Here is a 24718-nt window from a genome sequence, read left to right as displayed (position 1 = left end):
CCTGAACGCCTTCGACATCGCCTTCGAAGGACGCCTGTCCGCAGGCCGCAAGTAGCCGTCAACAACCCGAGTTACACCGTTCGTTTGACAGACCCCGACAACGGCCAGACGGTGAAGATCGCCGACTCGGCCAACCCCGACACCGCCTCCTACTGGATCAGCGTCGAGCACCTCGCCGACTGGATCGCCACCCGCGGCTACGCCACCAGCTGACCCCCACACCACAACGAAGGGCCGGACCCCACCAGGGGACCGGCCCTTCGTCGCGTCCAGGTCAGAGTTCGCTGGCCGAGCGGGCCGGCTCGACGTCCGGCGTCGGCGAGGCGGTCTCCAACCGGTGGGCCCGTCGCCGCAGCCACCAGGTGCTGGCGAGGCCGGCGAGCACCGCGAGGGCCAGGCCGGCCCAGGAGATGTCCTTGAGCCAGTGCTCGGCGGCCCGACCCACACTGAACAGCAGATAGGTGGTGCCGAACGCCCAGACCAGCCCACCGGCCGCGTTGGCGATCAGGAAGCGCCGGTACGGCACGTGCAGTGCCCCGGCGAGCGGCCCGGCCAGGATCCGCAGCAGTGCCACGAACCGGCCGAAGAAGACCGCCCACACGCCGTGCCGGGCGAAGCTCTGCTCGGCGCGGACGAGTTGGGCGGGGCCGAGGTGTCGGGGGAAGCGCTGGCCCAGCCGGACGAGCAGCGGTCGTCCGCCTCGGCGGCCCACCGCGTACCCGACGGAGTCGCCGACGATCGCGCCTGTGGCCGCGGCGGCGGCCACCCACTCCGGCTCGACCACACCGGTGGCGGCGAGCAGAGCGGAGCTGACCAGGACGATCTCGCCGGGCAGGGGAACTCCCATGCTCTCGACGCCGATCACCCCGCCGACGAGCAGGTAGACGGCGATGGGTGGCAGGGACGTGAGCCAGTGCTGGACGTCGAACACAGTGGACCCCTTCCCCGGCGGGCCTCGAACCCTATCCGTGGCGAGCCTGTCGTACGTGCCGTGGCGAGCGGCCGCACACCCCGCAGGCCGTCCTAGGAGGCTAGGGGTAAGACGGAACCGAGCGGCGAGCGCGCCGGGTTGCAGAACTAGCAAGACGGACGTACGGTTTTGTTGAGAGCGGAATCGGCGGTAAGTGTCACCTAACCTCGGCGGCACCCCGACCGGTGCGACAGACTGCTCAGGACTACTCACGGTCGCTGGTGTGAAGGAGTACGACGTGGCGAGCCTCGACACCTTCGGTGCGAAGACCCAGCTACGCGTCGGAGACGCGAGCTACGAGATTTTCAAGATCGACAAGGTGGACGGCCACGATCGGCTGCCGTACAGCCTGAAGATCCTGCTGGAGAACCTGCTGCGGACCGAGGACGGCGCGAACATCACCGCCGGCCACATCCGCCAGCTCGGCGGATGGGACTCCGCCGCCGACCCGAGCGTGGAGATCCAGTTCACCCCGGCGCGGGTGCTCATGCAGGACTTCACAGGCGTGCCCTGCGTGGTCGACCTGGCCACCATGCGCGAGGCGGTACGGGACCTGGGCGGCGACGCCACCAAGGTCAACCCCCTCGCCCCCGCCGAGCTGGTCATCGACCACTCGGTGATCGCCGACCTGTTCGGCCGCGAGGACGCCTTCGAACGCAACGTCGCGCTGGAGTACGAGCGCAACAAGGAGCGCTACCAGTTCCTGCGCTGGGGCCAGACCGCGTTCAACGAGTTCAAGGTCGTCCCCCCGGGCACCGGCATCGTGCACCAGGTCAACATCGAGTACCTGGCCCGCACGATCATGGAGCGCAACGGCCAGGCGTACCCGGACACCGTGGTCGGCACCGACTCGCACACCACGATGGTCAACGGCCTGGGCGTGCTGGGCTGGGGCGTCGGCGGCATCGAGGCCGAGGCCGCGATGCTCGGCCAGCCGGTCAGCATGCTGATCCCCCGCGTGGTGGGCTTCAAGCTGTCCGGCGAGATGCCGGCCGGCACCACCGCCACCGACCTGGTGCTGACCATCACCGAGATGCTGCGCAAGCACGGCGTGGTCGGCAAGTTCGTCGAGTTCTACGGCCCCGGCGTGGGCGCCGTGCCGCTGGCCAACCGGGCCACGATCGGCAACATGTCCCCCGAGTACGGCTCCACCGTGGCGATCTTCCCGATCGACGCGGAGACCATCCGCTACCTGGAGCTGACCGGCCGCGACAAGCAGCAGGTCGCGCTCGTCGAGGCGTACGCCAAGGAGCAGGGCCTCTGGCACGACCCGGAGGCCGAGCCGGAGTACTCCGAGCGCCTGGAGCTGGACCTGGGCTCCATCGAGCCGTCGCTCGCCGGCCCGAAGCGCCCGCAGGACCGGGTGCCGCTGGGCGCCGCCAAGACGCTGTTCCGCTCGGCGCTCACCGACTACGTCGCCGACGACTCCGTCGGTGAGCGGGACCTCAAGCCGGGCGTCCCCCGCGAGGAGCTTCCGCGCGGCGCGAACGGCCCGGCCGACGAGGCCAGCGCCGAATCCTTCCCGGCCAGCGACCCGCCGGCCAACGACTTCAGCGACCCGGCCGACGAGCCGCGCGACCTGGAGACCGCGGCGGTCGGAGCGGGTGGCCGGGCCAGCAACCCGGTCCCGGTCACCGGCGCCGACGGCGTCGAGTACGAGTTGGACCACGGCGCCGTGGTGATCGCCGCGATCACCTCCTGCACCAACACGTCCAACCCGCAGGTGATGATCGGGGCGGCCCTGCTGGCCCGCAACGCAGTGGAGAAGGGCCTGACCCGCAAGCCGTGGGTGAAGACCACCCTGGCGCCGGGCTCCAAGGTCGTCATGGACTACTACGAGCGTGCCGGCCTCACGCCGTACCTGGACAAGCTCGGCTTCAACCTGGTCGGCTACGGCTGCACGACCTGCATCGGCAACTCGGGCCCACTGCCCGAGGAGGTGTCCGCCGCGGTCAACGAGCACGACCTGTCGGTCGTGTCGGTGCTGTCCGGCAACCGGAACTTCGAGGGCCGGATCAACCCGGACGTCAAGATGAACTACCTGGCGTCCCCGCCGCTTGTGGTCGCCTACGCCCTCGCCGGCACCATGGACATCGACCTGGCAAACGAGCCGATCGGTGAGGACAGCGACGGCAACCCGGTCTTCCTGCGGGAGATCTGGCCGAACAGCGCCGAGATCCAGGACGTCATCGCCCAGGCGATCGGCGCGACCGGGTTCAGCGCCGCGTACGCCGACGTGTTCGCAGGTGACGAGCGGTGGCAGTCGCTGCCCACCCCGACCGGCGACACCTTCGCCTGGGCCGACGACTCCACCTACGTGCGCAAGCCCCCGTACTTCGAGGGCATGCAGCAGGAGCCGAGCCCTGTCGTCGACATCGCCGACGCGCGGGTGCTGGCCAAGCTGGGTGACTCGGTGACCACCGACCACATCTCGCCGGCCGGCTCGATCAAGGCCGACTCCCCCGCCGGCACGTACCTGGCCGAGCACGGCGTGCCGCGCCACGAGTTCAACTCGTACGGCTCCCGCCGGGGCAACCACGAGGTGATGATCCGGGGCACGTTCGCCAACATCCGGCTGCGTAACCAGCTGGTGCCGGGTGTGGAGGGTGGCTTCACCGTCAACCACCTCACCGGCGAGCAGTCCTCGATCTACGACGCCTCGATGGCCTACCAGGAGGCCGGCATCCCGCTCGTCATCCTGGCCGGCAAGGAGTACGGCTCGGGCTCGTCGCGGGACTGGGCGGCCAAGGGCACCATGCTGCTGGGCGTCCGGGCGGTCATCGCCGAGTCGTACGAGCGGATCCACCGCTCCAACCTGATCGGCATGGGTGTGCTTCCGCTGCAGTTCCCGGTGGACACCACCGCCGAGTCGCTCGGCCTGACCGGCACCGAGACGTTCACCATCACCGGTGTGACAGCGCTCAACGACGGCGAGACCCCGCGGACCGTGCGGGTCAGCACCGACACGGGCGTGGAGTTCGACGCGGTGGTCCGGATCGACACCCCGGGTGAGGCGGACTACTACCGGCACGGCGGCATCCTGCAGTACGTGCTGCGCCGCATGATCGCCAACTGACGTACCGTCGGCTCGCAGGCTCCTTTCCGCTTCGGCCGGGAGGGAGCCTGCGTCGTATCCGGGTGGCTCCTTTCGAACGTAGCGCCGGCCGACCTCATACCTGGCCAATTCAGCCCATCATGTCGACCAGGCGGTACAGCCATCCGTCTTCCCGCCTCCGTCACGAGATCTTGGACAGTTTCCGTTAGCGCCGAACGGAGACTGTCCAAGATCTCGAAGTTCTGTCACTGGTTGGCTCGCCCGCACCGTCGCCACCGCTGCAATCGCAGCGAACGGGAGTGTGGTCGGCGCGTGGGGCCGTCGTATCAGCAGAAGACGCGACAGCGCGACGCGTGCTCGGTGAGGGTCGCAGCCAGCTCGGACAGCGCCGTGAACCGCTCGACCCGCAGCGCATCGCCGCATTCCCCACACTCGATCCGCTCGGTCCGGAATGGCCACCGCCACGCATCGACGTTGACGGGCACCTGCATCGGCTTTTCCTCGGGCAGCACCGGCACCACCTCCGCATAACGGGCGGAACGCCCGCCTCTTGCCAGGAGGCGGGCGTTCCTCCATCTGGCAGCGACCCGTACCGACTCGCTGTCCACCACGAGCCGCGCCCTTACTTACACCAAAGTAGTGCCAGCAGTGCCGACAGTGCAAGTAGTGCCATAGGTGCAAGCAGGGCTCGCGCGGGTAGGAAGGACCATGACGCACGTGCCCATCCCGTACACGGCCCGAGAGATCGAGGACGACCTGACTCGACGAATCGCCGCCGGGGAGTTCCGGCCAGGCTCACGCCTACCCACGTACGACGCGCTGGCCGAGGAGTACGGATCAGCCCGACGGACCGTCGCCCGTGCCGTGGACGCTCTCAAGTCCCGCGGACTGGTGGTCGGCGTACCGGGCTCAGGAACCTTCGTCGCCGAGTAAGGCGTCGAGGTGGCCGACAACCTCGCGGGCGTCATCGGCGTACAGGACTTTAAGGACCCGGCCGGTCCGGCGCTCGCCTTTGACCCGGCGGCCTGGACCCGATTCCTGGTGTTGGCCAAGCGCGGCTGACCCCACACCGCTCGAGCGCGTCCGGCCTATCGGGCGAGGTCGGCAGCCCGGTGGAGCAGGGCGCGACGCTCAGCGGTCGAGTCCGCCGCAGCCGCCGCCGCCCGGAACAGCGCTTCGGCCCGCAGCCGGTCACCCTGTCGGGCCACCAGATCGGCCTCCACGGCCACGGCAAGCGGGTAACCGTCCAGGCCTCCTCCGGCACGTGCGGCTTCGAGCAGGGTCAGTCCGGCTGCCGGCCCGTACGCGTAGCCGTGCGCGACCGCCCGGTTGAGCGCCACCACCGGCGACGGCCTGATGCCCAGCAGGGCGTCGTAGGCGAGGGCGATCGCCGGCCAGTCGGTGTCGTCGGCGGACGGGGCGGTGGCGTGGCAGGCGGCGATCCGGGCCTGCCACGCGTACGGCCCGTCGTGGCGTACCCGAGCAAGGGCGGCCAGGCCTTCGGCGATGGCCGCGCGGTCCCACCGCGCGCGATCCTGGCGGTGCAGGGTGAGCAGGTTGCCCGCGGCGTCCCGGCGGGCGTCCCGGCGGGAGTGCTGCAACAGCATCAGCGCCAGCAGGGCGGCCACCTCGGACTGCCCGGGCATCAGCGCGTCGAGCAGCCGGGCCAGCCGGACCGCCTCGTCGGCGAAGGCCGGCTCGCCGTCGGCGACGTAGCCCCTGGTGAACAGCAGGTACAGCACGGCGAGGACGCCGGGCAGCCGCTCGGTCAGGGCCGACCCGCTCGGCACCCGGTACGGGATGCCCGCCTGGGTGATGCGGGCGCGGGCCCGGGTCAGCCGCCGGGTCATCGTCGATTCGCTGACCAGCAGGAGCCGGGCGATGTCGGCGGTGGGCACGCCGCAGATGGTGCGCAGCGTCAGCGCCACCCGGGCCTCCATCGCGAGCGCAGGGTGGCAGCAGGTGAAGATGAGCCGCAGCCTGTCGTCCACGAGGTCGTGCCCGGGTGGCGCGTCCGTCGGCGTGAGCAGCGCCAGATCGTGCAGCTTGCGGCGCTCGACGGCGGCCCGGCGCAGCACGTCGAGCGCGCGGTTGCGGGCCACCGTCATGAGCCAGCCGCCCGGGTTGGCCGGCACACCGTCGACGGGCCAGCGCTCCAGGGCCACGGCCGACGCCTCCTGGGCGCAGTCCTCGGCCAACGCCCAGTCCCCGGTCAACCGGATGAGGGTCGCGACGATCCGGGGGTACGCCTCGACGCCGGCGGCCGCGACGGCGGCCACCGCGCCGGCTGGCGAGTCGGCGTGGGTCATCCGGTCAGTCGGGCAGGTCCGCGAACGGCCGCAGCTCCAGTCGCCCCTCGCGGGCCATCGGGTGGGTGCGGGCCACCTCGATCGCCTCGTCCAGGTCGGCGCACTCGAGCAGGTCGAAGCCCACGATCACCTCGGCGGTCTCCGCGAACGGCCCCTCGGAGACCAGCAGCTCGCCGGCACGGACACGGACGGTGGTGGCCGCGCTGGTCGGCGCCAGCACGTTGCCGGTCAGGCGGCGGCCACGGGAGTCGTTCTCCGCCACCCACTTGTGGATGTCGGGCAGCTCGGTGGGGTCGGTGTCCGGCTCGCTGTCGCTGCACACGAACATCAGGTACTTCATCTGGTCGCTCCCTCGGTTTCTCGGGGTATCACCAGCATGACGATCGGCCGGAGCCGTTCCGGACACCCTCTCCCGAGAAACCCCTGTCAGTTTCCCCCGGCGGCGCGGCGGCGGGCCTCGCGGGTCTTCATGGCGTGCTCCATGAGCGTCACGAGGACCTCCTTGCTGGACTCGCGCTGCCGGGCGTCGCAGAGCAGCACCGGCACACCCGGGTCCAGGTTCAACGCGGCCTGCACCTCGTCCAACCGGTACGTGCGGGCGCCTTCGAAGCAGTTCACGGCGACCACGAACGGGGTGCCCCGACCCTCGAAGTAGTCGATGGACGGGAAGCAGTCGGCCAGCCTGCGGGTGTCGGCAAGCACCACCGCGCCGATAGCGCCGAGCGCCAGCTCGTCCCAGACGAACCAGAACCGGTCCTGCCCAGGCGTGCCGAACAGGTAGAGCACCAGGTCGTCGCTGATGGTGATCCGACCGAAGTCCATCGCCACGGTGGTGGTGGTCTTACCCTCCACGCCGGACAGGTCGTCGATGCCGACACCGGACTCGGTCAGCACCTCCTCGGTGCGCAACGGCCGGGTCTCGCTCACCGCGCCGACCATTGTGGTCTTGCCCACGCCGAACCCACCGGCGACCAGGATCTTGATCGCGGTGGGCAGTGGGGTCGCTCCCGCCGGCCGGTCAGAGTGCCCGTAGTCCATTGATTACCGCCTCGAAGATGCTGTTGTCGGGAAGACCGGCCGTGGTCTGCGGCTCGCGGACCTGCACCAGGCTGCGGGCCGCCAGGTCGCCGAGGAGCACCCGGATGGTGCCCACCGGAAGGTCGAGATGGGCGGCGATCTCGGCGACGGACTGTATGCGTTGGCACAGCCCGACGATCGCCAGGTGTTCCGGGCCGAGGCCGACCTCCGGCGTGACCTCGGCCCGGGTCGCGGTGACAAGGGAGATCAGGTCGAACGTGCCGGTGACCGGGCGTGCCCGGCCACGCGTCACCGCGTACGGGCGCACCACCGGGCCCGCATGGTCGTCCACCCACTGATGGTCTGCGGAGTCTCCCTGCACCGTCATGGGCCCTACTTCTCGCCGGCCGGCTGCTCGACGCCTCGGGACGGGGAGGCCACGTACTTGCCGACCCGGGTGACAAGCATCGCCATCTCGTAGGCGATGAGGCCGACGTCGGCGTCCTCGGTGGCCAGGACCGCGAGGCAGGCGTTGCGGCCGGCGGCGGTGACGAACAGGAACGACGACTGCATCTCGATGATGGTCTGCTGCACCTGCCCACCACCGAAGCGCTTCCCCGCGCCCCGGGCCAGGCTCTGGATGCCGGCAGCCATCGCCGCGAGGTGTTCGCCGTCGTCCCGGCTCAATCCCTGGGAGGAGGCCATCAACAGTCCGTCGGTGGAGAGCGCGACCGCGTGCTCGGCCTGCTTGACCCGGCCCACCAGATCATCCAGCAACCACGTCAGGTCGGCACTCGAAGCCGTCTTCTGCGCCACTTCGTCGTCCTCTTCTCGCCCGGCTGTTGCGCCGTATTCGTCTGGGGCTGACCGTCACACCGTGCGGAGATCCGCATCCTCGGCGGCCGGTCAGGTAGCTTGCTGGTCCTCGTCACCCGGCTCGGGCGTCGCGCTCGGCGGGGTGCCGGCTCCGCCGCCGAGCAGTCGCGCCGCGTCGGTACGACCGCGACGGGTGCCGGTCTGGTAGGAGCTCATCATCCGACGCACCTGCTCCGGGGGGCGTGCCACGTCCTCGTCGTCGGTGTCTGTCGCCGCCGGGTCGTCACGCAGCTCGGGCACGATGTTCGCCTGTCGCACCCGGACCGGCAGGCCCGAGTCGGTGCGGTCGGCCTCGGAGCGGGCCGGCAGCGGTCCAGCCTCGGCAGACGGCTCGCTGGCGCTGTCCGTCGGGCGGGAGGGGTCGACCGCGGGCAGTCCGGTGGGCACCGTGGGGGCCTCCAGGGCGGGCTGGCCCAGAACGCGCCGGGCCCGGGTGGGCAGGTCCGGCGTGCCGGTGGCCTGCGGGGTGCGCTGACGGGTGGGCAGGGCGGCGTCCACGTCGACGCCATCGGCCTGCGCTGTCACGGTGGTGGTGTCGGGCACCGGCGGCCCGTCCGGGGTGACGGGCGCCGGCGGGGCTGTCGTTCCCGGTGCCGCCGGCTCGGCCGCCACCGCGACCGGCGCGAGGACGGACGGACGGCCGGTGTCGCCGCTCGCGCCGGAGGGCAGGGCGATGGCTGGCGAGCCGGTCCGCATCGCGCCGGAGTCCTCCGGGGACGGGCCGTTGTCGGTGACCAGGTCCAGCGGGATCAGCACCACGGCTGTGGTGCCGCCGTACGCCGACTCCTTGAGCCGCACCCGTACGCCGTGCCGCTCGGTCAGCCGGCTCACCACGTAGAGACCGAGCCGGGCGGCGTTGGCGAGGTTCAGCTCGGACTGGTCGACGATGCGGTGGTTCGCCGCGGCCAGGTCCTCCTCGCTCATGCCGAGGCCCCGGTCCTCGATCTCGATGGCGAACCCGTTGGCCACCAGCTGACCGCGTACCTCAACAGTGGTGTGTGGCGGTGAGAACGACAGGCCGTTCTCGATCAGTTCGGCGAGCAGGTGGATGATGTCGCCGACCGCGCGGCCGGCGAGGGAGACCGGCCCGAGCGGCAGGACGTTGACCCGGGTGTAGTCCTCCACCTCGGCCACCGCGCCACGGACCACGTCGACCATCGGCACGTTGCGCCGCCAGGCCCGGCCGGGCGTGGAGCCGGAGAGCACGATCAGGTTTTCCGCGTTGCGCCGCATGCGGGTGGCCAGGTGGTCGACCCGGAAAAGGTCCTCCAGCTCCTCCGCGTCGTGCTCACGCCGTTCCATGGCGTCGAGCAGCGTGAGCTGGCGGTGCACGAGCGCCTGGGTGCGTCGGGCCAGGCTGAGGAAGACCTCGCGGACGTTGCGGCGCAGGTCGGCCTGCTCGACGGCGGTGCGCAGCGCGGTCTCCTGGACGGCGTTGAACGCCTTGCCGACCTGACCGATCTCGTCGGTGCCGAACTCCAGCGGGGGCGCCTCTGTCGCGACGTCCACCTCCTCGCCGCGGCCGAGTCGTTCCACCACGCGCGGCAGCCGCTCGTCGGCGAGCTGCCAGGCGGCCTGGCGGAGCCGTTCGAGCTGGCGCAGCAGGTTCCGGGCCGTGGAGATGGAGATGACGACGGAGGCGATGACGGCGAGCAGACCCAGACCGGTGGCGAGCACCAGCCGGACGACGACCATCACGGCGACGCCTGTGGCCCGGCCAACGATGCCCTCACCGCCGTCGGCCACCACGTCGTTCACCCCGGCCAGCGCCGGTTCCACAGTGCCGCGCCACTGCTCGGCGCTGATCGGCAGCTGGGTCGCCGGGCGGCCCTCGCGGATGATGCTGTCCTGTACGGCGCGCAGCCGGGTGAACGCCTCCCCCTCGACGAGCTGCTGGTAGCGGCGCTCGTCGGCGTCGGCGAGCCGGGCCCGGGTCTCCTCGCCGAGGAACCGCTCGGCACCGACCAGGCTGACGTAGCGGGCGTATTCCGGGCCGCTCATCCGGCCGTTGCCGAAGAGGCCGCTGAGCAGCGCGTCCTCCTGGGAGATCAGCTCCTTCATCCGGTTCAGCTGGATCAGGGCGGCCGCGTCGGCGGCGATCGCCTTGTCGTCCAGGCTGCCCGTGACGTCGTAGATCTGGAAGATCGACTCGATGGCTTCGGTGTAGGCGTCGGCGGCGGCGACCCGGTCGACGGAGCGGCCGAGCACCTGGGCGCGGGTCTGCTCCAACGCGTTGATCCGCGTGATCGACGCGTTCAGCTGGGCGTCGAGCGCCGAACTGCCGGCCACGTCGACCTGCCAGTTGTCGACCGAGCCGGCGAAGTCCGCCGCCAGCTTCGCGGTCTCGCGCTGCTTGGCCTCCAGCGCGGCACGCTGCTCGGCGTCGGGTTTGCTCAGGTACGCCTGGGTCAGCCGCCGCTCCAACTGGAGCTCCTGCAACAGCGGCTCACTGGGCGCGTAGACCTTGCTGTTGAGCAACTGGACACCGAGCAGGTTGAAGCCGTCGCGCAGGGTCACCCACGCCGCGAACATCCAGAGCGCGACAAGGGAGAGCAGCAGGGCGACAACCTTGGTGCGGATACTCGTACCGCGAGAACGCATTGAACCGTCCCAGGCCGGGCGTTGACTCAGCTCATCAACGGGTGATCATGAGGGCGACGTCGTCCCGCCACAGCGGGGCACACGGGGCTGAGGCTCTGCGTACGCTAGCAGTGTCCACACAACCCCTCAAGTTGTTGTTTTTGTTGCCTGGTAACCACAATCCACCACCGAACGGTCGACGCCCGCCAGGTGGACGGAGGACAGCCGGCAGGCGGCCAGCACCGCCGCGCGAACGATCGCCGTAGGACAGTACAACTCCTTGCCGTACCACAGTGGAGGGTGCTGCCGGCCCGACTGTTGGTGCAGGTAGGCGTGGCCGCGAGCCACCGCGTCGGCGACCCGCGGCGCACCCGTCGGCGCGGCCAGCAGCACCTGCAGGGCGTACGCGGTCTCCTCGGCCGTGCCGCCCCAGCGCCCCCACGAACCGTCGGCGCGTTGACTCTCCAGCACCCAGCGGGCCGCCCGGTCCACCGCCTCGGCCGCCGCGCCGCCACGGCCGAACTCCGCCAGGGCCAGCACGCAGCAGGCGGTCGCGTAGTACGGCGAGGCGTGCCACCGGTCCTGCCAGGGGCCCTCGGCGAGCTGGTGGGCCGGCAGCACGACGCTGAGCCGTTCGACGGTCCGGTGGTACCTCGCGTCCACGTCGGCCCGCGCGGCCACGTGCTGGCCGAACGCGTCGAGCACGTGGGCGTTCGTGGTGACCGAGAAGCCGTCCTCGCTCCCCGGCCAGGTGCAGAAACCGTCCGCCGTCTCGTACGCCCACAGGCCGGCCGGGTCCGCGGGGCGGCCGAGACGGGCCAGCGCGTCGAGCGTGACCGAGGTGGTGTCGGCGTCGGTCGGCAGGCCCTCGCCTGTGGCGACACCCTCGGCTCCGGTGGCGGCGGCCAGGGTGCGCAGCACGGTGGCCGGCGGGTCGACCGCGACGCCGGCACGACCAAGCCCGCTGAGCACCCAGGCCCGCTCGAACACGGTGATGGGGGTCGGGCAGGGCACCGGCCCGTCGCCCTCGCGGATCAGCTCCCGCAGGAAGGCGTGCGCGGCGGGGCCGGCGGCCGGACCGGCGGCGGTCAGCCAGGCGGCGGTGGCGGCGGGCGACGCGCCCACGGCGGTGAGGGTCGGCCCGGCGTCGGCAGGTGTCGCGCCCAGCACCTCGTAGAAGTGGGCGAGCTTCGTCGGCAGCGCCGCCCCGGCGACCACCGCGGCCCGTACCGCACGCAGGCGGTCGGGGCCGAGCCCCGCGGGCAACGCCAGCGGCGGGCGGGGCAGCCGGTCGGCGACCGCCCGGTCCAGCCGGGCGATCCGGTCGTTGATCGACTCGACGAGCGCCGGGACGATGAGGTCCAGCGCCGGGGTGTCCGGCAGCGCCCGCGCCTGCGTGGCGAGCAGCCGGCCGGTGAGCGCGTCCAGCCCGCGCGCCACCGGGGCGATCAGATCCACCCCGGACCATCCGCCGTCGGCGAGCACGGCGAGCAGCGCGTCGGTGGCGCTGAGCGTGGGCACCAGGGCGTACCCCTCGGGTGGGCCCCACCCGCCGTCCGGGCGCTGCTCGCACAGCAGGAACCCGACGCGCTTGTGGTGTCCCGGCAGCCAGGACGCGCCGGCGACCAGCCGGGCGCTCTCGTACACCGAGGCGGCGACCTGCCCCCACGGCCGCAGCGCGAGGCCGGCGATCAGCTCGCGCGCGGCGGCGTCGGTGGCCGGCTGGGCCAGCACCCGGGGGGAACCCTCACTCATCGCGTGCTCCCCAGAAGTCCGACAGCTGGTAGAAGCCGCCGGTGAAGGAGATCTGCCGGTGCAGGTAGTCCGCCTGGCGGGGGCACCGCTCGGCGAGAGCGGCCAGGTCCCCCCGGGACCGGCTGGTCAGCTCGGTCAGCCGGGCGTGAACCTGCTCCGGCGCGGTGACCAGCTGCAACGCGTTCAGGTCGCCCCACTCGTCGTCCCGGCCGTGGGTGGCGAGGTCGTTGACCAGCCGCAGCACCCGCTGCACGCCGCGCCCGACGTCCAGCAGGTCGGTCAGCTGGGCGAGGGTCCTGTCGTCACCGGTGGCGATCCAGTGGGTGACGTTGACGAAGGAGCAGGCGAGGTTGTCGGCGTTGTCCAGGTAGCGGTCGAGGTCCGGCAGACGCCGACCGGTGGACGGGTCGGTGGGCAGGTTCTTCCAGTCCCACTCGCGGGACACGGCGGCGAGCATCCGCGCCAGCTCCTCGCGCCAGATCGGCCGGTACCTGGCGAACGCCGGCACCTCGGCCAGCGCGTCGCGCAGGTCGGCCAGGAGCCGGGCGAGATGGCGCTCCGGCGGCGGGGCGGCGCCGTCGGCCACCGCCAGGCAGTCGGTCACCACCTGGCGGACGTCGTCCGCCGACCGGGCAAGGTAGTCGACCTGCCAGTCGGCCGCGAAGACCCACAGCAGGGTACGGGTGGTGATGCGCAGTTCGGCGGCGGTGTGCCACGGCGCGGTGAAGGCGATCGCGGTGGCCACCGAGCTGAGCAGCGCCGGGTCGAACGGCGCGGCGTCGAACAGTTCCGGGTGGGCGGCGGTGACGTCCTGGAGGTCGCGGACGCCGCGCACGGCGAGCGCGCACACCCGGCCCTGCTCGGCGACGGCGTCCGGACCGGTCCGCACCGGCCACGGCGCCCCGGTCACGACGCGACCGGGCGTTCGACAGGGGTGAGGATCAGCTCGGCCCGCTGCTTGGGTTGCAGCGAGGCGCCGAGCCGGGGTGTCAGGTCGACGGGTTCGCGCAGCCGGAAGCGGTAGCGGCTCAGCACGGTGCTGACGATGAGCTGCGCCTCCAGGAGGAAGAGGTACTGCCCGAGGCACTGATGCGGGCCGCCGCCGAACGGGAAGTAGGAGTAGCGGTACCGCCGCCGGGGCAGCTCCGGGGCGAAGCGCTCCGGGTCGAACAGCGTCGGGTCGGTCCAGAACGTCGACATCCGCTGGGTGACGTACGGGCTGACCAGCACGGTGCCGCCGGCCCGGATCCGCACCCCGCCCAGCACGTCGTCGCCGACGGCGGTCCGCGGGATCATCCAGCCGGCCGGGTAGAGCCGCAGCATCTCGTCGAGCACCATCCGGCCGTAGCGCAGTTGGGGCAGGTGTTCGCGGCCGACCCGGTCGGCGCCGACCACCCGCTCGATCTCGTCGGTCATCCGCTCGGCCACGTCGGGGCGGGAGGACAGCACCGGCCAGAGCCAGGAGAGCAGCGCGATTGTGGTCTCGGTGGCGGTGGAGAACATGGCGACCACGTCGCCGCGGATGGCGTACTCGTCGGGTTCGGTTCCGTCGGCCCGGGGCCGGCAGAGGGTGGAGATGATGTCGTCGCCGTCGGTGGGCCGGGCACGCGCCTCCCGGATGATCGGCAGCACCACCTCGTCGATGGTTCGCACCGCGTCGTTGAAGGCGCGGTCGCCGGGCATCGGCACGGCGTACGGCACGAAGGGCACCAGCAGACGCGGGAGCATCGCGGTGGTGACCGTGTCCAGCGCGGCGCTGATGCGCAGCGCGTCCGGCACCGAGATCCGGTCGGCGAAGAGGACCCGCATGGTGGTGCGCAGGACGATCCGGGTCAGTTCGGCGCCGCCGTCGATGGGGCGGCCCTCGCGGGCCGGCTCCAGCCACTCGTCGACGGCCTCGTTGATCGCCTCGGCCATCCTGTCGACAAGCGTCTCGGCCCGTTTGGCGGTGAACAGCGGTTGCAGCGCGCCCCTGCTGGACTCCCAGATCTCGCCCTCGGCGACCAGGATGGCGTCGCCGACGATGCGGCGGACGGGTCGCCAGAGCAGCCCGTCTCCGTCGCGTGTGTAGTTGGCAACGTTGTCCCTCAGCACGCGTTGCAGATGCTCGGGATGACTCACCAGGTACGGGCGGAACGTGCCGAGGTTCAGGCGGACGACCTCGCCGGCGGCGGCGTCGGCGAAGTTGACAAGCGCGGCGAGTGGATCACGGACCAGCGCGGGCAGGGCGCGGTGCAGCGGGATCGTCCGCGGCTCGGTGCTGAGGGGGGCGGGGCCGGCATCGGACACCTGCGACATCGAAACCACGTCTCCTCGTTGTCCCACCGCGCGCAATTGTCCACTTGGCACGGTCAGGACTGTGGGACTTTCACCTTCTGGGCGTCGGAAGCATCTCACCAAACGCGAGCCACCTCCAGACCCCCAACCGGGCGAATTCCACAGCCGCACCGGGCCTGCCGTGGTGGTGGTGAGCCATATCACTCCTGAGTGGACAGTCAGGAGTGATCGCGGCGCAGGTCGGGACCGGCCACCGACGACGCGGACGGCCCGATCGGTGATCACTCCGGCCCGGTCGCCGGGAGGCGGGCCGGCGGCGAGGCAGGGCTCCGCGCGGCCCGGGAACGGGCCGCGATCCCAGGACGTGAGCGAGGACGCACCGGTACCCCCGAATCCGGGCGACGCCGGGCACCCTGTGCCAGGCTCTCAGGCATGGACGACAAGACCATCCTGAACCGGATCTCCGAACTGGTCGACGAGGAACACAAGCTGCGCGCCGAGGCCCAGGCCACCGAGTCGGGCACCGAGGGTGAGGCCAGCGCCCGGCTGCGCGACCTCGAGGAGTCCCTCGACCAGTGCTGGGACCTGCTGCGCCGCCGGCGGGCCGCCCGGGAGACCCACGGCGACCCGGACGCCCAGGGCGAGCGCCCCAAGCCGGAGGTGGAGCGCTACCTCCAGTGACCGACGCGGGTGGGTCGGACGGCCGGCCCGTCCGACCCACCCCGGTCAGCGGATACCCGCCTCGCGCAGCAGCTCCCCGGTCAGCGCGAGCGGATCGGCCTGCTCAACGGGCAGCCCCCGGGCCACGAACCAGGCGCTCACCACCCGCACGTCGCGGGCCAGGAAGTCGGGCCCCTGCGGGTTCGCCACCACGTCGACCACCTGCGGCAGGTCGATCACGACGAGCCGGCCGGAGTGCACGAGCAGGTTGTACGGCGACAGGTCGCCGTGCGCGTACCCGGCCCGGGCCAGCACGCGCAGCGCCTCCACCAGCTGCGCCCACAGGTCGCGTACCTCGGCCGGGCCGGGACGCAACTGGGCCAGCCGGGGCGCGGCCAGCCCCGACTCGGCGTCGCCGACGAACTCCAGCATCAGCTCGGTGCCGCGCAGCTGCACCGGGTACGGCACGGCGATCCGGTCGTGCCCGGCGCCGATCTCCCAGAGTCGGGCCAGGGCGGCGAATTCGGCGGCGGCCCACTGCCCGGCGATCATCTGTCGGCCGAAGGCCGTCCGGCCGGCCATCGCCCGGTTCTCCCGGGACCGGCGTACCCGACGGCCCTCCAGGTAGCCGGCGTCGCGGTGGAACAGCCGGTGCTGGGCGTCCCGGTACCGCTTGACCGCCAGCAGGCAGGACCGGTCCGTGTCCGGCACCGCCCGACGGACCAGGTGGACGTCCGCCTCCTTGCCGGTCTTCAGCACACCCAGTTCGGTGTCCTTGGCGGCCAGCTCGGTGACCAGCCAGTCCGGGTGCGGCCGCGGCCCGTGCACGGCGTCGTCCCAGGACGACCAGTGCTCGCCGGTGTCCGGGTCGGGCTCGGTGTCGGGGTCGGCGGGCGGCTCGGTGGGCCGCCCGCGCTTCAGGAACTGTGGTTCGTCGTCGTCGAAGCGGCGCTTGCCGCGGCTGCGGCGCTCGAGCGCCGGCAGGTCATGATCGCGCACTGTGGTGAGGTTCCCTTGGTCGAGGCTGAGATAGGCAGCTGGAAGCGACCTGCGAAGACGGCCATGACCGACCCCCTCTCCTCGACCGGGCGCACGCCCGGGGTGCACGTTGCGTCGACAATGCTCGCCGCAGCCCCGCCGGCCGGTCAACCGAATTACCGCCGCGGACCGGCGGGCGCGCGTCAGCTCGCGAGCACGGTGGCGACCGCGGCGATCAGCCCGTCCACGGTGCGACTGGGCGCGAACCGCACGTCCGACCAGGTACGCCCGCGATGCAGCCAGACGCTGGGCAGGCCGACCGCGGCGGCGCCGCCGATGTCCGCCTCCGGGCTGTCCCCGACGACCCAGGCGCCACGCAGGGGCATCCTGACCCGCTGCGCGGCGAGCGCGAAGATGCGCGGGTTGGGCTTGCTGACCCCGGCCTCCTCGGAGATCACCCAGTCCGCGACGTAGCGGTCCAGGCCGGTCCGGCGGATCTTGGCTTCCTCCACGCGTACCGTGCCGTTGCAGACTACTACCGGGATCCAGCCCGCGTCGTCGGCGATCCGCAGCGCGCACGCGGTGAGCGGATCCAGCCGGGTCTGCGCGACCACCCCGTCGTGCAGCTCCTCCACCAGGTCGATCGAGGGGATCCGCAGCTCGTAGCGGTCCCGGATCGCGTCGGCCAGGTCCCAGCGGTCGGTCAGACCGTCCGCGTCGATCGAGAGCAGCCACTCGATGTCGGTGGGGGGCGCGCCGATGCCGTCCAGGAAGCGCTCACCCCAGCGGCGGAACGGCCCGGCCCGATCCAGCAGGGTGTTGTCCAGGTCCAGCAGGAGCAGTGGCACTCGGGCACCCTACGGGACCGACGTGTCCGCCAACAGATCCGGCGGGTGTCGACCTGACGGGGTGCTCAACCGGACATCGACACCCGCTGGCCACCCTGGTCCGGGAGCCGATCGGCGAGCATCGAATGGGCCGCCCGGGTGTCGGCGAGCGCGGCCGGGTCCAGCGTGGCCACGAGCACCGCGGTGCCCTCGTCGGCGCCCCGGGCCAGCGCCCGTCCCTGCGGGTCGTAGATCGCCGCGCCGCCGTTGAACCGCCACGGGTCGGCTCCCCCGACAGCGTTCGCGAAGACCACGAACATCGTGTTGTCCAGTGCCCGGGCGGCGTAGTAGAGGTCCCGGCGGTGTTCCGAGCCGGCCAGGTACCCGCTGGGGCACAGGTAGCCGTGCGCGCCGTCGAGGGCAGCGGCCCGGGCGTGCTCGGGGAAGCAGCCGTCGTAGCAGATGCCCAACCCGAGCCGCCAGTCGTCGATGAGAAGCGTGGCGCCCCGTGCACCCTCGTCGAACAGCTCGCGTTCGTCGCCCCACAGTTGCTGCTTGTCGTACCCGACACGGACCGCGCCGGCGCGGTCGACCACCAGGGCGGCGATGGTCCGCCGCCCGTCCGGGTGGCGGGCGGCGGCGCCGACGAGCACTGTGACGCCGGCCTCGCGCGCCGCGACGCGCAGCGGGTCGAGCCGGGCGTCCGCGACCGCGCCTGTCGGGTCGGCCGCGACGTCGGTGCCGGCCGGGTCGGCGGCGAGGGTCGGCGGATGGTACGCGCAGAGGTACAACTCGGGCAGCACTGCCACCCGGGCGCCCTGCCCACCGGCGCGGCGGACCAGGTCGGCGGCGGCCAGCGCGTTGCCGGCGACGTCACCGGGTGTCGGCGTGGCCTGGACGGTGGCGACTGTCAGCGGGGCGGTCGGCACGGGGTGGGGCGGGGTCACCGGCCGATGGTAGACGCAAGCGCACCAAGCCGTACGTACGGTTTGCATGGCCCGCGGTGACCTGCGACGATCGACGCGTGCCCAGAGTAAGCCAGGATCAGCTCGACGCGCGCCGGCAGGAGATCCTCGCCGCCGCGCGGGCGTGTTTCGCCAGGCACGGCTACGAGGGGGCGACGGTACGCCGCCTCGAGGAGGCCACCGGCCTGTCCCGCGGCGCCATCTTCCACCACTTCCGGGACAAGGACTCGCTCTTTCTGGCCGTCGCCGAGGACGACGCCGCCGTCATGGTCGAGACGGTGGCCCGCAACGGCCTGGTCCAGGTCATGCGCGACCTGCTGGCCCGGGCGGTCTCCCCGGACACCACAGGCTGGCTGGGCAGCCAACTGGAGGTGTCCCGCCGGCTGCGCACCGACCCGGCGTTCGCCCGCCGCTGGGCGGAACGGTCCGCCGCGATCGCCGAGGCCACCCGTGACCGCCTGGCCCGCCAGCGCGACGCCGGCGTGCTGCGCGAGGACGTACCGATCGACGTGCTCGCCCAGTTCCTGGAGCTGGCGTACGACGGCCTGGTGCTGCACCTGGCGATGGGCCGGCCGGCCGGCGACCTCGGTCCCGTGCTCGACCTCGTCGAGGAGGCGGTCCGCCGCCACTGACCGCCCCGACACCGGTCCGCCGGACGTGGCGGCGCTGCTCCACAATGGGGCCGCCGATCCCTCCGGCGACAGGAGCAGCCGATGATCGTCCATGCCGCGTCGGGCGACACCTGGGGCATCCCCGGCCCGACCTTCCTCCGGTTCTACCTCCTGGCGAGCGCCGCAGTGGTGGCGGTCGCGGTGTACCACCGGGTCCGACTGCTGGCCGGCGCGAACACCGCAGGCGCCGGCCCGCTCGGCGCGCAGCAGCTCGCGTACCTCAACGGCGGGCCGGCGCTCGCCGTGCACGCCACCCTCGGTGGGCTGCGCGGCAGCGGCGCGATAGGTGTCGGACCGGACCGCCGGCTGCTCACCACCGGCCCGGCGCCGACCGGGCTCACCCCACTGGACCAGGCGATCCACTGGGCCGCCCACCAGCGGTCCCGCGCCCGCGACCTGCCCCGGGAACAGCGCGTACGCGACGCCCTCGACCAGCTGCGCGCCGACCTGGAGCAACGAGGCCTGCTGCTGAGCCCGGCGCAGCGGGCAGCCGTCCGGCGGTGGAGCCGGGTCCTCGCCGCCCTGCTGGTGCTGGGCGTGGTGCGGCTGTTCGCCGGCCTGACCAACGGGCGCCCGGTCGGCTACCTGCTGCTCACCCTGTTCGCGGTGCTGGCGGCGGTGCTGCTGCTGTGGCGCGCCCCGCAGACCACCCGGGCCGGCCGCGCCGCGCTGCGCGACCAGCGTCGGGCGCACACCCACCTGGCTCCCGGCTCGTCGCCCGCGTACGCCACCTACGGGGCGGCCGGCGCGGCGATGGGAGTGGCCCTGTACGGCACCGCGTCGCTCTGGGCGCTCGACCCGGGCTTCGCCGAGCAGGCCGAGGTGCAGCGCCAGGCCCTCGGCGGTGGCTGGTCGTCGGGCTCCAGCGGCACGTCGGGCGGTGGCAGCTCCTGCGGGGGCGGCAGCTCGTGCGGCGGCGGCAGCTCGTGCGGCGGCGGAGGCTGCGGCGGCGGGTGCGGCGGATGACGGGCCCGTCCGGGATCGGCATCGGCTGGCGCCCGGAGATCGCCGGTTTCGTGGCCGAGCTGCCCGGCCTGCGGTTCGTCGAGGTGGTGGCCGAGTCGGTGCCCGCGTCCGGGCCGCTCCCGCCGGGACTGGCGCAGCTGCGCGACCGCGCGGTGACAGTCGTACCGCACGGGGTGCGACTCTCGCTCGGCGGCGCCGAGCCGGTCGACCCGGCCCGGGTCGCCCACCTGGCGGCGGTGGCGCAGCGGGTCGACGCCCCGCTGGTCAGCGAACACATCGCGTTCGTCCGGGCCGGCGGGCTGGAGGCCGGACACCTGCTGCCGCTGCCCCGCAGCCGGGAGGCGGTCGACGCGGTCTGCGCCAACGTGGCCCGGGCGCAGGCCGAACTGCCGGTGCCGATCGCCCTGGAACCGATCGCCGCGCTCGTCGACTGGCCCGACGACGAGTTGGACGAGGCGGACTTCCTCACCGAGATCCTGGACCGCACGGGCGCTCTGCTGCTGCTCGACGTCGCAAACGTGTACGCCAACGCCCGCAACCGGGGCACCGACCCGTTCGCGCTGCTCGACCGCCTGCCCCTGGACCGGGTCGGGTACGCGCACGTGGCCGGCGGGGCGGAGCACGGCGGCTACTACCACGACACGCACACCGACCCGGTGCCGCCGGACGTGCTGGACCTGGTCGGCGCGCTCTGCGCCAGTCGGCGACCCCCGGCGCTGCTGCTGGAACGCGACGGGAGCTATCCACCGGCGGCCGAGCTGCGCGCCGAGCTGGACGCCCTGGCCGCCGCCGCCGGCTTCCCGGCCGTGACATGACGGGCGAACCTCGCCCCGGGCTCGCCGAACGGCAGGCCCAGCTGGTCGCGGCTCTGGTCGCCGGTGGCGCGCCGCCCGCAGGGTTCGCTCCGGGTCCGCTGGCCGCCGCCCGCGCGGCGCTGCTGCGCAAGCGGGCCGGCGAGGTGGCCCGGCACTGGCCGCTGCTCGCCGCCGGCCTGGGCCACGGGTGGCCTGCGACGTTCGCGCGCTGGGCGTCCGGCCGACCCACGACCGGTTCGCTGCGCGACGGCTGGGACCTGGCCCGGATGTTGCGCGAGCGGGGTGCGCTGCCCCCTGCCGGCGCGGAGGAGCTGGCCGTCCGCGAGGCGGGCCTGCGCTACGACGGACACACGGCGCCACGTCCGCGCCGGCTGCCGGCGGTGACCCGCGCCGGCGGGGCCGTGGCGGTGCAGATCGCCGGTCGGGTACGCCTGCTGCGCCCGGCCCCACGCCCGCCCGCGCCGGCCGTAGACGTTGGCGGGGGCCTGCCGGATGCGGCAGGATCGGCGGCATGGATCTCGGACTGACCGACCGCGTCTACGTGCTCACCGGCGCCTCCCGCGGCCTGGGTTACGCCACGGCGCAGTGCCTGGTCGCCGACGGGGCGCGGGTGGTGCTCTCGGCCCGGGACGCGGACGCGGTGGCCGCCGCCGCGGAGCAGCTCGGCGGGCCGCAGCGGGCGGTGGGTATCACCGCGGACCTGGCCGACCCGCAGACCCCGCAGCGGCTCGTCGCGGCGGCGCGGGAGCACTTCGGCCGACTGGACGGCGCGCTGATCTCGGTCGGCGGCCCGCCGGCCGGCAACGCGGCGTCGATAAGCGACGAGCAGTGGCGGACCTCCTTCGAGACCGTCTTCCTGGGCACCGTCCGCGCGGTACGCACGATCGCCGGCGCGCTCGACGAGGGCGGCGCGATAGGGCTCGTGCTCTCCACCTCGGCCCGTGGCCCGGTGCCCGGTCTCGGCATCTCCAACGGCCTGCGTCCGGGCCTGGTAGGCGTCGCCAAGGACGTGGCCGACGACTACGGCCCCCGCGGCGTACGGGTGGTCGGCCTGCTGCCGGGCCGGATCCTGACCGACCGCAACCGCGAACTGTTCGCCGCGACCGGTGACCCGGAGCGGGCCCGCGCCGAGGCGGAGGCGATCATCCCGCTGCGGCGCCTCGGCGATCCGGCCGAGTTCGGCAGGGTGGCCGCGTTCGTGCTCTCCCCCGCCGCCAGCTACCTGACCGGTCTCACCGTGCCGGTCGACGGCGGCGCGCTGCGCGGCCTGTGACAGCGGGCGCGGGCCGGCGAGCCGGCGAGGTGCCGCCAGACCTGGCCCGGCCCGGCGGTGCTGCCGCCGGCCATCCCCGGCCGACCAGGGCGGAGCTGGCCGCCGCAGCTGACCGGACCATCCCCGACGTGCTCGCGCCCGGCCTCGCGGTGCTCTTCGTCGGCATCAACCCCGGCCTCTGGTCGGCCGCGACCGGCTGGCACTTCGCCCGACCGGGGAACCGGTTCTGGCCGGCGTTGCACACGGGCGGGTTCACTCCCCGACTGCTGCACCCGAGCGAACAGGACGCGCTGCCCGCCCTCGGGCTCGGCATCACCAACATGGCCGAGCGGGCCAGCGCCCGAGCGGACGAGCTGACCGCCTCCGAACTCCTCGACGGCGCCACGATCCTCACCGACAAGGTGGCCCGGTACCGGCCGCGATGGGTGGCGGTGGTCGGGGTGACCGCGTACCGGATCGGTTTTCAGCGGCCGAAGGCCGCCTTCGGGCCGCAGCCGGAGTCGCTGGCCGGGGCGCGGCTGTGGGTGCTGCCCAACCCGAGTGGCCTGAACGCGCACTTCACGCCTGTCACGCTGGGCGCCGCGTTCGCCGAACTGCGGGTGGCGACGGGCCTGCCGGACCGCCGCACGGGCTGAGCCCGCCGCCGGTCAGTTGGCGGCGGCGGGCGGCATCGCCTCGTCGGCGACGTACGTGCCCAGCGGCATGACCACCGGCTCGGGGCCCGTCGCGTCCTCGAAGGGCCGGGGCGAGTCGGCGACGGCGAACTGCGTGCGGTACAGCTCGGCGTAGAGCCCGCCGACCGCCACCAGCTCGTCGTGGCGGCCCCGCTCGACGATCCGCCCGCCGTCGAGGACCAGGATCTGGTCGGCGTCGCGGACGGTGGAGAGCCGGTGCGCGATCACCAGGGCGGTACGCCCGGCCAGCGCCACCGACAGCGCCCGCTGCACGGCGGCCTCGCTCTCCGAGTCCAGATGTGCGGTGGCCTCGTCGAGGATCACGATCGACGGGGCCTTGAGCAGCAGCCGGGCGATGGCGATGCGTTGCTTCTCGCCGCCGGAGAACCGGTAGCCGCGCTCCCCCACGGTGGTGTCCAGCCCGTCGGGCAGCGACCGGACCAGGTCGGCGACCTGGGCACCGGCGAGGGCCGCCCAGATCTCGTCGTCGGTGGCGTCCGGCTTGGCGTAGCGCAGGTTCTCGGCGATCGTCTCGTGGAACAGGTGCGAATCCTGGGTGACCACGCCGATCTCGTCGCGCAGCGAGGCGAGTGTCGCGTCGCGGACGTCCACCCCGCCGACGAGCACCTGGCCGTCGGTGACGTCGTAGATCCGGGAGATGAGCATGGACAGCGTCGACTTGCCGGCGCCGGACGGGCCGACCAGGGCGACCATCTGCCCCGGCTCGACGCTGAACGAGACACCCCTGAGCACCGGCTCGTTGACCGTCCGGTCGAGGGTGGCGACCTCCTCCAGCGAGGCGAGGGAGATCTCGGCGGCGCTCGGGTAGCGGAACCGCACGTCCCGGAAGTCGACCCGGCCGTTGCCCCGGGGCACCGGCACCGCGTCGGGCCTCTCCACGATGCCGGGTTGGAGGTCGAGCACCTCGAAGACGCGGTCGAAGGAGACAAGCGCGCTCATCACGTCGACCCGGACGTTGGAGAGCGCGGTGAGCGGACCGTACAGGCGGGTCAGCAGCAGCGCGAGGGTCACGACTGTGCCCGCGCTGACGCCTCCGGTGACCGCGAGCCAGCCGCCGAGGCCGTACGTGAGGGCCTGCGCCAGCGACGCCACCAGCAGCATCGCCACGAAGAACGTGCGGGAGTACATGGCGGACTGGATGCCGATGTCGCGGACCCGTTCGGCCCGGTCGGCGAACCGGCGGGCCTCGATCTCGGGCTGGCCGAAGAGCTTCACCAGCAGCGCGCCGGCCACCCCGAACCGCTCGGTCATCGTCGCGCTCATCTTGGCGTCGAGGTTGTACGCCTCACGTGTGATGTCGGCCAGGCGCCGCCCGACCCGGCGGGCCGGGATGATGAAGATCGGCAGCAGGACCAGGGAGAGCGCGGTGATCTGCCACGACAGGGTGAACATGACCGCGGCGGTGAGCACGAGTTGGATGACGTTGCTGACCACGCCGGAGAGGGTGGAGGTGAACGCCCGCTGGGCGCCGAGCACGTCGTTGTTGAGTCGACTGACCAGGGCGCCGGTCTGGGTGCGGGTGAAGAACTGCAACGGCATCCGCTGCACGTGGTCGTAGACCCGGGTGCGCAGGTTGAGGATGATGCCCTCGCCGATGCGTGCCGAATACCAGCGTTGGGCCAGGGACAGCAGCGCGTCGGCGACGGCGAGCGCGGCGATGAACAGTGCCAGGCGGACCACCAGCCGGCCCGCCTCGGCGCCACCCCTGTTGATCGCGTTGATCACGTCGCCGGCGAGCACCGGGGTGGCCACGCCGATGATGGCGGCAAGCACCACGGTGGCCAGGAAGATGATGATGTCGCGGCGGTACGGCTGGGCGAAGGCGACGATCCGCCGGGCCACCCCACGCTTGAGCCGGTGGGCGGAGACCTCGTCGCGGTTGCGCATCGACCGGAGCATGCTCCATCCCGCCATGCCACCGCCGGACATCGGGTTGGACACCGTTCACCTCCGGGTCGTCGGGCGGACCGCACGTCAGGTCAATTCTCCCGACGACTCTGACAACCTCGGTCGTAACCCGGATCTTCCC

25 protein-coding genes and 1 pseudogene are annotated in these 24718 nt (G+C 72.7%); 11 read left to right on the top strand and 15 right to left on the bottom strand.

Annotation, left to right across the window (positions count from 1 at the left end; genetic code table 11):
• Window positions 1-96: 96 nt before the first annotated feature.
• A pseudogene (locus ACZ6N8_RS30015) lies at window positions 97-213 on the top strand (C39 family peptidase); the annotation flags it as partial.
• A gap of 61 nt (window positions 214-274) precedes the next feature.
• Here the strand turns inward: ACZ6N8_RS30015 and ACZ6N8_RS30010 are convergent.
• Entirely contained in the window at window positions 275-931 is a 657-nt protein-coding gene (locus tag ACZ6N8_RS30010; protein WP_466014261.1) for a DedA family protein, read from the bottom strand.
• A gap of 262 nt (window positions 932-1193) precedes the next feature.
• Between ACZ6N8_RS30010 and ACZ6N8_RS30005 the strand changes: the two genes are divergently transcribed.
• Window positions 1194-4046 (top strand): aconitate hydratase, encoded by a 2853-nt coding sequence (locus ACZ6N8_RS30005; RefSeq protein ID WP_466014259.1) that lies wholly within the window; start codon window positions 1194-1196, stop codon window positions 4044-4046.
• Window positions 4047-4351: 305 nt separating this feature from the next.
• Here ACZ6N8_RS30005 and ACZ6N8_RS30000 read toward each other — a convergent pair whose 3' ends face one another.
• Window positions 4352-4537, bottom strand: a complete 186-nt coding sequence (locus ACZ6N8_RS30000) for a hypothetical protein (protein ID WP_466014257.1) — start codon at window positions 4535-4537, stop codon at window positions 4352-4354.
• Window positions 4538-4733: 196 nt separating this feature from the next.
• Here ACZ6N8_RS30000 and ACZ6N8_RS29995 point away from each other — a divergent pair, with 196 nt between their 5' ends.
• Window positions 4734-4958 (top strand): winged helix-turn-helix domain-containing protein, encoded by a 225-nt coding sequence (locus tag ACZ6N8_RS29995; RefSeq protein ID WP_364362764.1) that lies wholly within the window; start codon window positions 4734-4736, stop codon window positions 4956-4958.
• Between the two features lie 9 nt (window positions 4959-4967).
• Window positions 4968-5087: a DUF397 domain-containing protein gene (locus ACZ6N8_RS29990; RefSeq protein WP_364362763.1), complete on the top strand. Its 120-nt coding sequence runs from the start codon at window positions 4968-4970 to the stop codon at window positions 5085-5087.
• Between the two features lie 26 nt (window positions 5088-5113).
• Here ACZ6N8_RS29990 and ACZ6N8_RS29985 read toward each other — a convergent pair whose 3' ends face one another.
• The 9 genes from ACZ6N8_RS29985 to ACZ6N8_RS29945 all read right to left on the bottom strand — a co-directional run bounded on the left by ACZ6N8_RS29985 (window position 5114) and on the right by ACZ6N8_RS29945 (window position 14806).
• Window positions 5114-6334, bottom strand: coding sequence for an RNA polymerase sigma factor (locus ACZ6N8_RS29985; RefSeq protein WP_466014254.1), 1221 nt, complete (start codon window positions 6332-6334; stop codon window positions 5114-5116).
• 4 nt (window positions 6335-6338) lie between these two features.
• A complete protein-coding gene (locus tag ACZ6N8_RS29980; RefSeq protein WP_364362761.1) occupies window positions 6339-6674 on the bottom strand; it encodes a YciI family protein in 336 nt (111 codons plus the stop codon).
• 86 nt (window positions 6675-6760) lie between these two features.
• Window positions 6761-7372 (bottom strand): GTP-binding protein, encoded by a 612-nt coding sequence (locus tag ACZ6N8_RS29975; protein WP_357993370.1) that lies wholly within the window; start codon window positions 7370-7372, stop codon window positions 6761-6763.
• Window positions 7353-7739, bottom strand: coding sequence for a DUF742 domain-containing protein (locus ACZ6N8_RS29970; protein WP_357355436.1), 387 nt, complete (start codon window positions 7737-7739; stop codon window positions 7353-7355). Before ACZ6N8_RS29970 ends, ACZ6N8_RS29975 begins: the two co-directional genes overlap by 20 nt.
• Before the next feature lie 5 nt (window positions 7740-7744).
• Entirely contained in the window at window positions 7745-8167 is a 423-nt protein-coding gene (locus tag ACZ6N8_RS29965) for a roadblock/LC7 domain-containing protein (protein WP_139586819.1), read from the bottom strand.
• Window positions 8168-8257: 90 nt separating this feature from the next.
• On the bottom strand, window positions 8258-10828 hold the full coding sequence (locus ACZ6N8_RS29960; protein ID WP_466014251.1) for a nitrate- and nitrite sensing domain-containing protein: 2571 nt from the start codon (window positions 10826-10828) through the stop codon (window positions 8258-8260).
• A gap of 126 nt (window positions 10829-10954) precedes the next feature.
• Window positions 10955-12562 (bottom strand): prenyltransferase/squalene oxidase repeat-containing protein, encoded by a 1608-nt coding sequence (locus ACZ6N8_RS29955; protein WP_466014250.1) that lies wholly within the window; start codon window positions 12560-12562, stop codon window positions 10955-10957.
• On the bottom strand, window positions 12555-13472 hold the full coding sequence (locus tag ACZ6N8_RS29950; protein ID WP_466014249.1) for a terpene synthase family protein: 918 nt from the start codon (window positions 13470-13472) through the stop codon (window positions 12555-12557). The genes ACZ6N8_RS29955 and ACZ6N8_RS29950 overlap by 8 nt, the downstream gene beginning before the upstream one ends.
• Entirely contained in the window at window positions 13469-14806 is a 1338-nt protein-coding gene (locus tag ACZ6N8_RS29945; RefSeq protein ID WP_466014268.1) for a cytochrome P450, read from the bottom strand. Before ACZ6N8_RS29945 ends, ACZ6N8_RS29950 begins: the two co-directional genes overlap by 4 nt.
• Window positions 14807-15271: 465 nt before the next feature.
• On the opposite strand from ACZ6N8_RS29945, the gene ACZ6N8_RS29940 reads away from it, so the two are divergent.
• Window positions 15272-15520 carry a DUF2630 family protein gene (locus ACZ6N8_RS29940; protein WP_387124108.1) on the top strand — a complete coding sequence of 83 codons (249 nt, stop codon included), beginning with the start codon at window positions 15272-15274 and terminating at the stop codon, window positions 15518-15520.
• A gap of 45 nt (window positions 15521-15565) precedes the next feature.
• On the opposite strand, the gene ACZ6N8_RS29935 is transcribed toward ACZ6N8_RS29940, so the two are convergent.
• The 3 genes from ACZ6N8_RS29935 to ACZ6N8_RS29925 all read right to left on the bottom strand — a co-directional run bounded on the left by ACZ6N8_RS29935 (window position 15566) and on the right by ACZ6N8_RS29925 (window position 18251).
• The gene (locus tag ACZ6N8_RS29935) at window positions 15566-16498 is read right to left on the bottom strand and encodes an RIO1 family regulatory kinase/ATPase domain-containing protein (RefSeq protein WP_466014248.1); all 933 of its coding nucleotides are present in this window, start codon (window positions 16496-16498) and stop codon (window positions 15566-15568) included.
• A gap of 182 nt (window positions 16499-16680) precedes the next feature.
• A complete protein-coding gene (locus ACZ6N8_RS29930) occupies window positions 16681-17325 on the bottom strand; it encodes an HAD family hydrolase (RefSeq protein ID WP_466014247.1) in 645 nt (214 codons plus the stop codon).
• 65 nt (window positions 17326-17390) lie between these two features.
• The gene (locus tag ACZ6N8_RS29925) at window positions 17391-18251 is read right to left on the bottom strand and encodes a carbon-nitrogen hydrolase family protein (RefSeq protein WP_466014246.1); all 861 of its coding nucleotides are present in this window, start codon (window positions 18249-18251) and stop codon (window positions 17391-17393) included.
• 77 nt (window positions 18252-18328) lie between these two features.
• Here ACZ6N8_RS29925 and ACZ6N8_RS29920 point away from each other — a divergent pair, with 77 nt between their 5' ends.
• The 6 genes from ACZ6N8_RS29920 (at window position 18329) to mug (ending at window position 22629) form a co-directional block, all read left to right on the top strand.
• A complete protein-coding gene (locus ACZ6N8_RS29920) occupies window positions 18329-18901 on the top strand; it encodes a TetR/AcrR family transcriptional regulator (protein ID WP_139586810.1) in 573 nt (190 codons plus the stop codon).
• 81 nt (window positions 18902-18982) lie between these two features.
• Entirely contained in the window at window positions 18983-19906 is a 924-nt protein-coding gene (locus ACZ6N8_RS29915; protein ID WP_466014245.1) for a TIGR04222 domain-containing membrane protein, read from the top strand.
• Window positions 19903-20721: an MbnB/TglH/ChrH family RiPP precursor modification enzyme gene (locus tag ACZ6N8_RS29910; RefSeq protein ID WP_466014244.1), complete on the top strand. Its 819-nt coding sequence runs from the start codon at window positions 19903-19905 to the stop codon at window positions 20719-20721. Before ACZ6N8_RS29915 ends, ACZ6N8_RS29910 begins: the two co-directional genes overlap by 4 nt.
• Window positions 20718-21248: an SCO6045 C-terminal-like domain-containing protein gene (locus tag ACZ6N8_RS29905; protein WP_466014243.1), complete on the top strand. Its 531-nt coding sequence runs from the start codon at window positions 20718-20720 to the stop codon at window positions 21246-21248. Before ACZ6N8_RS29910 ends, ACZ6N8_RS29905 begins: the two co-directional genes overlap by 4 nt.
• A complete protein-coding gene (locus tag ACZ6N8_RS29900) occupies window positions 21233-21994 on the top strand; it encodes an SDR family oxidoreductase (protein ID WP_466014241.1) in 762 nt (253 codons plus the stop codon). The genes ACZ6N8_RS29905 and ACZ6N8_RS29900 overlap by 16 nt, the downstream gene beginning before the upstream one ends.
• 29 nt (window positions 21995-22023) lie before the next feature.
• A complete protein-coding gene (mug, locus tag ACZ6N8_RS29895) occupies window positions 22024-22629 on the top strand; it encodes a G/U mismatch-specific DNA glycosylase (RefSeq protein ID WP_466014239.1) in 606 nt (201 codons plus the stop codon).
• Window positions 22630-22641: 12 nt separating this feature from the next.
• Here the strand turns inward: mug and ACZ6N8_RS29890 are convergent, their stop codons facing one another.
• Window positions 22642-24618 carry an ABC transporter ATP-binding protein gene (locus tag ACZ6N8_RS29890; RefSeq protein ID WP_466014266.1) on the bottom strand — a complete coding sequence of 659 codons (1977 nt, stop codon included), beginning with the start codon at window positions 24616-24618 and terminating at the stop codon, window positions 22642-22644.
• Window positions 24619-24718: the final 100 nt, after the last annotated feature.

It is taken from the genome of Micromonospora sp. NPDC047521 (genome assembly GCF_055587305.1).
This window is presented reverse-complemented; position numbering and strand designations above follow the sequence as displayed.